The sequence below is a fragment of the Stenotrophomonas maltophilia genome (assembly GCF_002799155.1).
In the GTDB taxonomy this organism is placed as follows: Bacteria; Pseudomonadota; Gammaproteobacteria; order Xanthomonadales; family Xanthomonadaceae; genus Stenotrophomonas; species Stenotrophomonas maltophilia_R.
In genome coordinates, this window is sequence record NZ_NERD01000002.1 from 4092425 (window position 1) to 4104407 (window position 11983).

General features: G+C 67.9%; 8 protein-coding genes and 1 riboswitch. Of the genes, 7 read left to right on the forward strand and 1 reads right to left on the reverse strand.

Going from position 1 to position 11983, the window contains the following annotated elements; all coding sequences use genetic code 11:
* The first annotated feature begins 207 nt into the window (after positions 1-207).
* Positions 208-1884, forward strand: a complete 1677-nt coding sequence (locus B9Y82_RS19580; protein WP_100474994.1) for an electron transfer flavoprotein-ubiquinone oxidoreductase — start codon at positions 208-210, stop codon at positions 1882-1884.
* 65 nt (positions 1885-1949) lie between these two features.
* A complete protein-coding gene (locus tag B9Y82_RS19585) occupies positions 1950-2351 on the forward strand; it encodes a c-type cytochrome (protein WP_100474995.1) in 402 nt (133 codons plus the stop codon).
* Here B9Y82_RS19585 and B9Y82_RS19590 read toward each other — a convergent pair.
* Positions 2345-5944 carry an ATP-binding protein gene (locus B9Y82_RS19590; protein WP_100474996.1) on the reverse strand — a complete coding sequence of 1200 codons (3600 nt, stop codon included), beginning with the start codon at positions 5942-5944 and terminating at the stop codon, positions 2345-2347. The two genes, B9Y82_RS19585 and B9Y82_RS19590, sit on opposite strands and share 7 nt — an antisense overlap.
* A gap of 75 nt (positions 5945-6019) precedes the next feature.
* Between B9Y82_RS19590 and B9Y82_RS19595 the strand changes: the two genes are divergently transcribed.
* The 5 genes from B9Y82_RS19595 to B9Y82_RS19615 all read left to right on the forward strand — a co-directional run bounded on the left by B9Y82_RS19595 (position 6020) and on the right by B9Y82_RS19615 (position 11812).
* Complete coding sequence (locus B9Y82_RS19595) at positions 6020-6658, forward strand: response regulator transcription factor (RefSeq protein WP_100474997.1); 639 nt, start codon at positions 6020-6022, stop codon at positions 6656-6658.
* Positions 6659-7033: 375 nt separating this feature from the next.
* On the forward strand, positions 7034-7804 hold the full coding sequence (locus tag B9Y82_RS19600) for a hypothetical protein (RefSeq protein ID WP_100474998.1): 771 nt from the start codon (positions 7034-7036) through the stop codon (positions 7802-7804).
* A 111-nt stretch (positions 7805-7915) separates the two neighbouring features.
* The gene (locus B9Y82_RS19605; RefSeq protein ID WP_100475287.1) at positions 7916-9910 is read left to right on the forward strand and encodes a peptidoglycan-binding protein; all 1995 of its coding nucleotides are present in this window, start codon (positions 7916-7918) and stop codon (positions 9908-9910) included.
* Between the two features lie 246 nt (positions 9911-10156).
* On the forward strand, positions 10157-10564 hold the full coding sequence (locus tag B9Y82_RS19610) for a glycine zipper 2TM domain-containing protein (protein ID WP_100474999.1): 408 nt from the start codon (positions 10157-10159) through the stop codon (positions 10562-10564).
* Positions 10565-10687: 123 nt separating this feature from the next.
* A complete protein-coding gene (locus B9Y82_RS19615) occupies positions 10688-11812 on the forward strand; it encodes a phosphotransferase enzyme family protein (RefSeq protein WP_100475000.1) in 1125 nt (374 codons plus the stop codon).
* Positions 11813-11855: 43 nt separating this feature from the next.
* Positions 11856-11951, forward strand: a riboswitch (TPP riboswitch).
* The last annotated feature ends 32 nt before the right edge of the window (positions 11952-11983 follow it).

The following is an 11983-nucleotide window of genomic DNA, read 5'->3' on the forward strand; positions in this document are numbered from 1 at the left end:
CGTGCCGGCCAGGGTCGGCACCCACCAGAGCGGCGGCGCTACGCTGCATTGCAGCAATCCGGGTGTGAACATCGGCGATCTAGCTCGATCACGCGCGGCCCGGTACCCTGACACATTCAAACAACCGTTTCGCCCGTGGCTGCACGCGCGATTCCCAGGCACCGCCGGTGGCCCCGATGCCGGCCCTACCCACGAGTCATGCAATCGATGAGCGCTGAAGCCAACGCCCTGCCCCCGCGTGAAGTAATGGAGTTCGACGTGGTGATCGTCGGCGCCGGCCCCGCCGGCCTGGCCACCGCGATCCGCCTGCGCCAGCGCGCGATCGAAGCCGGCCGCGAACTGTCGGTGTGCGTGCTGGAAAAAGGCTCAGAGCCGGGCGCACACGTGCTGTCCGGCGCGGTGATGGACCCGCGCGCGCTGACCGAACTGTTCCCGGACTGGGCCGAGCGCGGCGCACCGCTGAAGCAGAAAGTCACCCGCGACGAATTCCTGTTCCTCAGCGAAACCGGCGCGCGCAGCACGCCCCATGCGCTGCTGCCGGAGTGCTTCCACAATGAAGGCAACTACATCATCAGCCTGGGGGAAGTGACCCGCTGGCTGGCGCAGCAGGCCGAGGCGCTGGAAGTGGCGATCTTCCCCGGCTTTGCGGCCGCCGAGGTGCTGTACGGCGACAACGGCGAAGTGATCGGCGTGGCCACCGGCGACATGGGCATCGAGAAGGACGGCAGCATCGGCCCGGCCTTCGAGCGCGGCATGGCGCTGCACGCGAAATACACGATCTTCGCCGAAGGCGCGCGCGGCCACCTCGGCCGCCAGCTGATCGCCCGCTACAAGCTCGACGAAGGCAAGGACCCGCAGGCCTACGGCATCGGCATCAAGGAACTGTGGCAGATCGACCCGGCCAGGCATGAGCCGGGCCTGGTGGTGCATGCGGCCGGCTGGCCGCTGGACAGCGACACCTACGGCGGTGCGTTCCTGTACCACGCCGACGGTGGCAAGGTCGCCATCGGCTACGTGGTCGGCCTCGACTACAGGAACCCATGGCTGAGCCCGTTCGAAGAGTTCCAGCGCTTCAAGACCCATCCGTCGATCCGCAAGCACCTGGAAGGCGGCACCCGCATCGGCTACGGCGCGCGTGCGATCACCGCCGGTGGCCTGCTGTCGCTGCCGAAGACGGTGTTCCCCGGCGGCGCGCTGGTCGGCTGCGAGGCCGGCTATCTCAACGCCAGCCGCATCAAGGGCAGCCACGCCGCGATCAAGACCGGCATGCTGTGCGCCGATGCCGCATTCGACGCGCTGGCCGCCGACCGCCAGCACGACGAACTGAGCGCCTACCCGAAGGCGTTCGAAGCCAGCTGGCTGTTCACCGAACTGCAGCAGGCCAAGAACTTCAAGCAGTGGTTCAAGAAGGGCCAGACCGTGGCCACCCTGATGACCGGCGTGGAGCAGTGGCTGCTGCCAAAGCTGGGCGTGCGCAACCCGCCGTGGACCCTGCACCGCACGCAGCCGGACCATGCCTGCCTGGAACCGGCGGCCAAGCACACCCGCATCGCCTACCCGAAGCCGGATGGCGTGCTGACCTTCGACCGCCTCAGCTCGGTGTTCCTGAGCAGCACCAACCACGACGAAAACCAGCCCAGCCACCTGACGCTGAAAGACCCCAGCATTCCGGTGAAGGTCAACCTGGCCGAGTACGCGGGCCCGGAAGCACGCTACTGCCCGGCCGGCGTATACGAGTTCGTTGGCGAAGCCGACAACGCGCGCCTGCAGATCAACGCGCAGAACTGCGTGCACTGCAAGACCTGCGACATCAAGGATCCGACCCAGAACATCGTATGGGTGACCCCGCAGGGCGGCGGTGGCCCGAACTACTCGGGTATGTGATCGCCCGGGGCTGCGACCGCCGGTCGCAGCCCGGCCGCTGCACCTCACCGCTATCCTGCCCGCCCATGCGTGCCTCCCGCCTGCTCATCACCATTGCCGTGGCCCTGCTTGCCACGGCCTGCCAGCGCCCGCCTGCGGTCCCGGCCACGCCCGAACAGGCGCACCAGCAGGCCATGCAGCGTGCGTTCGAATTGTGTGCCGGCTGCCACACCGTGCAGCCCGGTGGCATCCACCGCTTCGGACCGAACCTGCACGGCGTGATCGGCCGCCGCGCCGGCAGCCTGCCCGACTACGGCTATTCCGAGGGCATGCGCCGGGCAGATATCACCTGGACCGCGCAGACGCTGGATACCTTCCTGCAGTCACCGACGCACCTGGTGCCGGGCACGCGCATGTACAACGCCTTCCCCAGCGCAGAACGCCGCGCGCTGGTGATCGCCTACCTGCAGCAGCAGTCGGCTCAGTGAGCCAACCGCTGCAGCTGATGCTGCAGCTGTGCCACGAATGCCGTTACGGCGGCGAACAACGGCGCCGGGTCGGTCTCCGCCGCATCCTGAAGGCGCTCGACCAGGGCATTGGCCTGCCCGGCCAATGCCGTCGCCCCGACCGCCCCCAGGCCGCCCGCCTGGCGATGCAGGTGCAGCGCCGCCGCCTCGCGGTCGCCGGCCTGCACGGCGCGCTGCACGGCCGCCAGATCGCTCTCGCTGGCCTGCAACAGGCTGTCGCGCAGCTGCTCGGCCACCGCGCGGGATCCGTAGCGCTGCTGCAGGGCGGCCAGGTCAGGCAATGCTTCACCGTCATCGGCGGCAACCTCCGGCGCCGGCACGTCGAATGACTGGCCCTGGGCCTGCGGCAGCCAGCGCAGCAGCGCGGCACGCAGTGTGGCCAGTGACAGCGGCTTGGCCAGTATTTCATCCATGCCGGCCTCGCGGCAGCGGCGCGCATCGTCGTCCAGCACGCTGGCGGTCAGCGCCAGCACCGTCAGCCGCGGCTGGCCGGTGCGGCCCTCGCGTTCGCGCAGCAGGCGGGTGAAGCCAAATCCATCGAGTACCGGCATGCGGCAGTCGGTGATCACCAGGTCGAAGCTCTCCGACGACAAGCGATCCAGCGCCTGCTGGCCATCGCCCAGCAGGACATGGGGCACGCCCAGCTGCTGCAGCCGCCACGCCATCATCGCCTGGTTGGTCGGGTGATCCTCGATCACCAGCACCCGCGCCTGGCGCAGCGCGGCGGGCAGCAGCGCGGTCTGCTCCTGCTCGTCCAGCAGCGCCGCTGCGTCCTCACTGCCGGCCTCCACCAGCGATACCCGCACTTCGGCGCGGGTTCCTTCGCCCAGCGTGCTGTGCAGGGCCAGTTCGCCCTGCATCATCTGCACCAGCCGCTGGCAGATGCTCAGGCCCAGGCCGGTGCCTCCGTGGTCACGCTGGATGTAGGCCCCGGCCTGCATGAAGGGCGCGAACAGGTGCTGCAGTTGTTCCGGCGCGATTCCGATGCCGGTGTCGGTGACGCTCAGGCACAGCGGTTGCACGCCGTCTTCGCTGGTCGGCCCCAGCACCTCCAGCTGCAGGCGCACCTCGCCCTGTGCGGTGAACTTGATGGCGTTGCTGAGCAGGTTGAACACGATCTGGCGCAGCCGAACGCCATCCACTTCGTGGGCAGGCGCCAGCAGTGGGTCGATCTGCACATGCAGCGCCAGGCCACGCGCGCTGGCCTGAGCAGACAGCAGGCGGCACACGCTTTCCAGCAGCGGCCGCAGTGGTTGCGGCACCGGTTCCAGGCGCAACGCCCCTGCTTCCAGCCGCGAGTAGTCGAGGATGTCGTCGAGGATCTGCCGCAGCATCTGTGCCGAATCCTCGATCACGCCGAGGATGCGCTGCTGTTCGCTGTCCAGCGGTGAGTGCGCCAGCACCTCCAGCATGCCCAGCACGCCACTCATCGGCGTGCGGATCTCGTGGCTCATCGTGGCCAGGAAACGCGATTTGGCCTCGGCGGCCTGCTCGGCATCCGCCTTCGCCGCCGTCAGGGCGTCGGCCTGCATCCGGGCCTCGCTCACATCCACCCAGTAACCGCTCCAGATCACCGCGCCCTCTTCGGCGGCGTAGGGATGGGCCTGGCTGCGCACCCAGCGCGTGCCTTCCCCATCGCTGCGCAGGCGGAACTCCAGGATCAACGGCGCGAACTGGCGCGCCGCCTGCTCGATGGCGTGCAGGATGTGTGCGCGATCCTCTTCCTCGATGCGTTCGAGCAACAGCCTCGCATCCTGTTCGGCCTGCTGCCGGGTGATACCGAACAACGCAGGCAGATCGCCGGCGATGAACGGGAAGCTGAGCGTGCCATCGGCGTCGCGGCGCGCCTGGTACACCACTGCGGGCAGGTTGTCGGTCACCTCGGCCAGACGCTGCTCCAGCTGGCGGCGTCCTGCCACCTCACGGCGCAGCCGCCAATGGCCGACGCCATGCACCAGCAGCGCGGTCAGCAATACCAGCAGCACCGGCACGCCCCACCGCAGCAGATTGCTCCAGTCGACGCCGCTGCGGTGTTCCACCGCCAGCCAGGCGCTGCGCAGTGCTTCGCGCTTGCGTGGAGTCATCTGCAGCAGCAGGCGATCGAAGGTGGTGGCCAATGCTGCGTGCCGGCGATCCACCGCCAATGCCAGCTGGTCATTGAAGCCGGCCGGCGCCGCCACCTGCAGCCGCGCCGGGAAACGGCTGCGCAGCAGGCGATCGACCAGCGCAAGATTGCCGACATAGGCATCGGCTTCGCCATCGAGCAGGCGTTGCAACGCCTGCTCGGCGCTGCGCGCGGCGATGATCCGGGCCTGCGGTGCCTGCTGCAGCACGTAGCGGCGCAGGCGCTCCGGGTCGGAGAGCAGCACGCGCTTCCCCTGCAGATCGGCCAGTCCCAGCAGCGCCGCACCATCATTTCTGGTGACGATCACGTTCGGCACGCTGATGAAGGGCTGGCTGAACACCCAATCCGGGTCCAGGTAGCGTGAATCGGCGGGCATGCCCATCACTGCCTGCAGTTCGCCGCGGCGGGCCTTCTCACGCACCTCGTACCAGTCGTGACTGTTCTCGATCTGCAGGTTGGCGCCAGCCTGCATCAAGCGCTGCAGGTACTCGCTGGCCAGTCCACTGGGCCGGCCATCCTCACCGATGAACGACAGCGGCGCGGCATTCGGCGCAAAGCCGATCTTCAACGGCTGCTCCAGCACTCGCTTCTCGGCCTGGCTCAACGCCAGCTGCGCCGATGCCGACCAATGCGGAGGGGGCAGCCAGCGTTGTGCCAGCGCATCGCGCTGGGCCTGGCTGGTGGCAGCCAGCGCCAGGTCCAGCGCTTCCGCCAGGGGTTGTTTGCCGTTGGGGATGCCGAAATGCAGCCGTTCGGGTGGAAGATCGCTCGGGCGCAGCAGCGCCACGCCCAGCACGCGCCGGCTGGCGATCAGTTCAGTGGCGACGAAGGCATTGCCGATGTAGACATCGGCCTTGTCGTCTCTGACCATCTGCAACGCCGTCAACGTGTCGTTTGCGACAAGCTGGCGGGCACGCGGGAAACGGGCACGCACCTGAGGACCGGTCAGGAAATCCTGCTCGATCACCACGCGCAGGCCATCCAGGTCGGGGATCTCGGACGCGCGAAGATCGGCCGGTCGTCCCACCAGCGCCAGCGGCGCTTCGGCATACGCAGCGGTATAGACCATGCAGCGGGTGCGGTCGGCACTGAGACCGACATTCATGACCACGTCAATCTCGCCACGACATGTCGCATCCAGCACGGAAGTCCAGTCCGGATAGCGACGCATCTCGACCTTCACGCCGAGCTGGCGAGCAAGATGCGACAGGTAATCCGGTCCCAGCCCAACCTGCTGGCCGTCACGAAGAGACTCGAAGGGGGGCCAGCCGCTGTCATACTGCCCGACAACGATGGTCGGATGCGCCACCAGGTATTCGCGCTGCAACGAGCTGAGCGGCAGCAGGCCAGGGGCCGGCTGTGCCTGGGCCACGGGCAGGGCCAGCACCGCCAGCAGCAGGAGCAGCCCGCGAACAGCCCACCTACGCATCTGCGTCGATCTCCTAGAATCCTGCCAGGGACCGCGATGGTCGCGGCCCGGCGTGCCCGATGGCCATACTAGAGCATGAGCTTGCGCATCATCATCGCAGACGATCATCCCGTGGTCCGTATCGGTACCCGCGCCGTCATCGAGTCGAGCGGCGTGGGCCGCGTGGTCGGCGAGGCCGACAGTGCGCAGGCGCTGATGGCCCTGCTCGGCAGCCAGCCCTGCGACCTGCTGGTGACCGACTACTCCATGCCGGGCAGTCCACAGGCCGACGGCTTCGCCATGATCGGCATGATCCGCCGCCGCCATCCCGACCTGCCAGTGCTGATGCTCAGCGTCTCCAACAACCTGGCAATCCTGCGCATGGTGCTCGACAGCGGGGTACTCGGCCTGGTCGACAAGAGTTCGTCGATGGACGAACTGCCGCAGGCCATCCAGTCGGTCTACCGCGGCCAGCCCTACATCAGCCGCAGCCTGCGCGAGAGGGTGGACGCGGCCGGCAGCTGGCGCATGCGCGAGGGCGACGGCAAGCCGTTGTCACCACGCGAAGTGGAGGTGCTGCGACTGCTCGGCACCGGCATGACGGTGAAGGAGATCTCGCTGCAACTGCACAAGAGCGTCAGCACCATCAGCCGGCAGAAGGGCGACGCCATGCTCAAACTGGGGCTGAAGGGTGACGCCGAATTGTTCGACTATCTGCGTGACGGCAAGATCTGAGACGCACCGCACATAACCTCCCCGCCCGTCGCGCCCCTCTTTGACGGCCTGCGGATCTGTGCCAAGATGGGCGGGCATGAGTTCTCAATGCGAGGTCGAAGGAATCGACCGGCTCATGTCCTCGCTCCCGTCCCTGATGGATGGGGTGCGGCTTCCTGCCGGCCGTCTGGCCCGGCAACGCTGACCATGGAGAGGCGCATGCAGTCCCCCCCCAAGCTACGTTGGACCCTGCCGTTGCGGCCCCTGCGCGCATTCGCGGCGTGCCTGCTCGTCTCTCTTTCCGCTGCCGCCTGCAGCGCCGCCGATCCGGCCCCCTCGTCCTCCCAGCCTGCGCCTGCGCAGGCTGCCAAAGCGCCCCGACAGGATGTTGCCCCGATGCAGAACCGCTCTCCCGATGCCGCCGTCACCCCGCCCGACGCACCGACCGTGATGTATTTCATCTACCAGGTGGATGGCGATGGTGCGACGTCCTATGAGGTCCAGAACGGCAGCGTGGCGACCTTCTGGTTCGGCCACGCCTTCACCCTGGACGGCACTACCTACTACACCGGTTTTTCCTGGGATACCCGCGAGCACTACGGCAAGCCGGGCGAACAGCAGCCGGCCGGCCCCGACGACCGCGCCAATCTGGCCGAAGCCACCTTCGTGCTGGCCGGCAGCGACGCCAGGAAGCCGTGGAAGTTCCGTGGCCAGGAGTGGACCATCGGTGCGCTCGGTGCCTACGACAAGGCCGATGACGTTGATACCCGGCGCAAGCCGATCGAACACCGCACCGCCGACGGCCGCCTGCTGCTGGCAGTGCCGACCAGCAGCTTCGACCGCGGCGTCAGCAGCAGCGGCTACGCCCTGCTGCTGTTCAACCCCAAGCGCAGCGAGGACGACCTCGACAGCAAGGTCTGGCGTTACGTCGGCTCGGTGCGCACCGGGGAAGACAACAGCGCGGCCTGCGACGATGGCAACGTGATGCCGTGCACCGACAGCGATGGCGAACTGGCCTTCGTGGCCGGCAGCAATGGCCTGCCGCAGCTGACCGTGACTTTCAAGGGCACCACCATCGAAGGCCCCGGCAAGACCCGCACGCTGGGTGCCGGCGACACCGTGCACTACACCTTCGACAGCGCGACCCAGCAGTACGTCGCACCCTGATTGCACCCGCCACACGCGGGTTCCCTGTTGACCGACATGTTCTTGACTCACGGATGAGTCCGGTTGGCGATTCGCGGCATCGGCCGCTCCATCAACCCCGAGGAAAACGTCATGGCACAGCATGACTACAGCAAAAAGGAAGTCCTGGACATCGTCGAGCAGGTCGCCAGGCAGAAGGGCATCCCCGTGGATGACTTCATGCGTTTCGCGCACATCGAGACCGGTGGCACCTTCAACGAGCGCGCCCACAACACCTCGACCGGGGCCAAGGGCCTGTTCCAGTTCGTGCCCGGCTCGGCCCGCCAGTACCACCTGACCGGCCACGAGTTCGACCCGACCCGCAACACCGAAGCCGCCGCGCAGATGTACCAGGACAACCTGGGCTCGATGGCGCGCCGCAATGAGCGCACCGGCCACCCGTACCTGTCCGGCGGCGACACGCCGACCGGCCTGGACCTGTACCTGGCCCACCAGCAGGGTAGCGCCGGCTATGGCTCGGTGCAGACCGCGATCGCCACCGGCACCTTCGGCGTGGTCCGCAACGGCCATGGCGAAGAGATCAACATGCGCCGCAACGTGCTCAACCAGATCGGCTCCGATGCCAAGGCACTGACCGGCCATACCCTGGCCGAAATGCGTGGCATGAACGACGGCGACCTGGCGCGGACCTTCTCCAGCTACTACATCCACAAGTACGCAGCGATCAGCATCCCGGAAAAGCACATCGCACCGCAGACCGTGGCACCGGGCCAGACCCACACCCAGACTCCGGCTGCGCCGGCGCAGACTGCAGCCGTGGGCGCCGCTGCAGCCACGCTGGCGGCGACCGCAACGGCTGCCGCCGCGCCGAAGCCGGGCATCGAACTGCAGGCCGCCTACGACGCCGGCGTGAAGTACGACGACGTCAAGTACGCCATCAACATCCCGGGCCATGCGCTGTACGTGCCGGGCAAGACCGGCAAGAACGTGGACCAGGGCTACATCGATTGCTCCGGCTGGGTCGGCACGCTGCAGAACCGGACCATGGACGAGATCAACCAGAAGGCCGGGCACGCGGTATTCAGCAAGGCTGATCGCATCGACCTGGGCAACCTCGGTTCCGGTGGCATCGTGCGCAAGGCGTTCGACCAGTCCGGCGTGCTGCTGGACCGCGACGCCATCCTCAAGCCCGATGCGCTGAAGGAAGGCATGGTCATCGGCCTGGATACGGCCAGGACCCGCCATGAGCACTGGAACGGCATCGACCACATCGTGATGGTGGTGCGCGACCCGAACACCGACAAACTGCTGATCAGCCAGTCCACCGGCAGCAAGGGCGTGCACACCATGCCGGTGGAGGACTACCTGAAGCAGGTGAAGGACCACCCGAACTGGAAGCTGTTCGCGTCGGACCCGTTGTCCAAGGCCCGCGACCTGCTGGAGAGCCGCACCCAATCGCACGAGCAGACCCAGGGCAAGCCTGCGGCCGAGCACAAGGGCACTGGCACACCGCACGCCGAACTGTACAAGCCGGGTGCACACGGCGAGGGCGTGCGCAAGGTGCAGGAGCAGCTGGGCCACCTCGGCTATGCCGGCGCCGACGGCAAGCCGTTGGTCGAGGACGGCCGCTTCGGCCGCAATACCGAAGCGGCGGTGCGCCAGCTGCAGAAGGACAACGGGCTGGTCGCCGACGGCATCGTCGGTGCGAAGACGCTGGACGCGATCAGGGAAGCCCGCGAGCGCCCGCTGCTGAACGACGAGCGGCACCCGCGCAATCCGATGTACCTGCAGGCCAGCGAAGGCCTGGAACGGATGCCGGCGGGTACCTTCAAGGACCGCCACGCGCTGGAAAGTGCCGCAGCGGCGCTGACCAGGGAGGCGCATGCCGCCGGCCTGCAGCGCATCGACGCGGTGGTGCCCAGCCCGAACGGTGAGCGCCTGTTCGCCGTGCAGGGCACGATCGGAGACCCGGCGGCCAGCCGCGTTGCGGTGGAAACCCGCACCGCCAGCGAACAGAGCATGGCGCTCAGCAGCGGCGCGGTGCACGGCGCGCCGAACGTGCTGCACCAGCAGCAGGACGCGCAGCAGGAACAGACCCGCCAGGCGCAGAAGGCCATGGGCGTCTAGGCCCGCAACGCCTTGCAGACCGGGAGGGGCAGCCCCATGCGCGGCCCTTTCCCTTTCTGCCAGCTGAGCGGCCAGGGCCGCTTTCAGCCTTGCTTCATGCCGCCTGCCGCTAGATGAATGCGCAAGCCGCACGGTGGACCAGGCAATGTTCCGGCAATGTTGGAACGCCAGCGTGGACACCACGGCAGCCGGGGCGCCCCGCGCCCTCCCTGCCCAGCGTGGCATGCACCTCACAGGAGAACGAACATGCTCAGTACTTCCGCACTCAGCTTCCGTGGTCTGGCGATGGCTCTGGCACTGGTGGCCGGTGTGGCCGTGGCCAGCGATGCCAGCGCGATGTCGAGGAAGGACAAGCGCACCCTGGTCGGCGCCGTGGTCGGTGGCGTGGCCGGCAACCTGCTCTCCAACGGTGATCCCGCTGCCACCGTCGGCGGTGCCGTGGCCGGCGGCGCGATCGGCAACCTGACTACCTCCGACCGCCGCGACCGTCGTTACTACGACAATCGCCGTTACGACAACCGCTACGATCGCCGTTACGACCGTGGCTATTATCGCAGCGGCTACTACGACCGCGGTGACGACCGTCGCTGGCAGCGCGAGCGTTACTACGACAACCGCTACTACCACGACCGCGGCCGCCATCGCGGCTGGTAAGCAGCCCGGCATCCCCATGCCGATGCACGGACGGGCGGGTCGATGACCCGCCCGTTTGCGTTGGCCGCGCGCATGGCGTTGAATGCGCAGCCTTGGATGTGACTTTCCCCACTGGGTTGCGGCATGACGTCTTCCTCCCACCGCGTGCAGGGCCTCAACAACGATGAGGTCGCCGCCGACTGGCCGCCGATCAGCACGGCGGACATTGCGTGGCTGCGCCGGCGTTACCCTCAGCTGGACGAGCGCAGCCAGCCCCGCTGGCACAGCCCGCGGCCGCTGTCGGCCGCCGCCATCGTCAACGGCGTGGACGGCGCGGTGTTCATCAAGCGCCACCACCACAGCGTGCGCAGCGCGGCGTGCCTGGAAGAAGAACACCATTTCATCGCCCATCTGGCCGCCGCCGGCGTACCGGTGGTGCAGGTGCTGGCGGCCACCGATGGCCACACCGCGGTCGAACACGGCGAGTGGACCTTCGAGCTGCATGCGGTTGGCGTGGGCGACGACCTGTACCGCGACGCGGTGTCGTGGTCGCTGTTGACCGATGTCGCGCAGGCCCGCGAGGCTGGCCGCATGCTGGCCCAGCTGCACCGCGCCGCGGCCAGTTACCACGCGCCACAGCGCAGCACCCATCTGCTGGTCGCGCGCGACGATCTGATCCGCGCCGACGATCCGATCGCGGCCATCAAGGCGGGGCTGCACGAGCGCCCCGGGCTGGCCCGCTATCTCGCGCGCATTCCGTGGGAATCGCAGCTGCAGCGTGACGTGCTGCCGTGGCATGCCGGACTGGCCGAGCGCCTGCGCGACGAGCCACGGCTGTGGGCGCACAACGACTGGCATGTTTCCAACCTGCTGTGGCGCGATGGGCAGATCAGCACCGTGCTGGATTTCGGCCTGGCCTCGCCCACCAGCGCGCTGTTCGACCTCGCCACCGCGATCGAGCGCAACGCGGTGGCGTGGCTGGAACTGGAGCGCGGCATGGAGGCGGTGCGCATCGATATCGCGCTGGCCCTGCTCGACGGCTACCGCGAGGTACAGCCGCTCTCGGCGGCACGCGTACACCTGCTGGCCGACCTGCTGCCGATGGTCCATTTCGACTTCGCACTGTCCGAAGTGGAGTACTTCGAAGGCATCACCGGCTCGACCGCGAACGCGAACGTGGCCTGGCAGCCCTTCATGCTGGGGCACCCGGCGTGGTTCCACAGCGCGCCGGGACAGGCGCTGCTGCAGGCCCTGCACGCGGCAGCCTGAAGGGCACCGGCTCGCAAATCCGTACCATTTGTAGTGAAATGGTCACCTGAAGCGGGGGTGCCTGGATCTGCCAGGCTGAGAGAGTCCCTTGGAACCTGATCCGGTTTGCACCGGCGTAGGGAGCTTTGAGCCGCAGCCACACCCCCGTCATGGGCCGGTGCACCTGCGCGC

What these genes read in the sequence shown, in the direction of transcription:
- B9Y82_RS19580 (WP_100474994.1), top strand. Translation starts at nt 208, where the DNA reads ATGAGCGCTGAAGCCAACGCCCTGCCCCCGCGTGAAGTAATGGAGTTC.
- B9Y82_RS19585 (WP_100474995.1), top strand. Translation starts at nt 1,950, where the DNA reads ATGCGTGCCTCCCGCCTGCTCATCACCATTGCCGTGGCCCTGCTTGCC.
- B9Y82_RS19590 (WP_100474996.1), bottom strand. Translation starts at nt 5,944, where the DNA reads ATGCGTAGGTGGGCTGTTCGCGGGCTGCTCCTGCTGCTGGCGGTGCTG.
- B9Y82_RS19595 (WP_100474997.1), top strand. Translation starts at nt 6,020, where the DNA reads ATGAGCTTGCGCATCATCATCGCAGACGATCATCCCGTGGTCCGTATC.
- B9Y82_RS19600 (WP_100474998.1), top strand. Translation starts at nt 7,034, where the DNA reads ATGCAGAACCGCTCTCCCGATGCCGCCGTCACCCCGCCCGACGCACCG.
- B9Y82_RS19605 (WP_100475287.1), top strand. Translation starts at nt 7,916, where the DNA reads ATGGCACAGCATGACTACAGCAAAAAGGAAGTCCTGGACATCGTCGAG.
- B9Y82_RS19610 (WP_100474999.1), top strand. Translation starts at nt 10,157, where the DNA reads ATGCTCAGTACTTCCGCACTCAGCTTCCGTGGTCTGGCGATGGCTCTG.
- B9Y82_RS19615 (WP_100475000.1), top strand. Translation starts at nt 10,688, where the DNA reads ATGACGTCTTCCTCCCACCGCGTGCAGGGCCTCAACAACGATGAGGTC.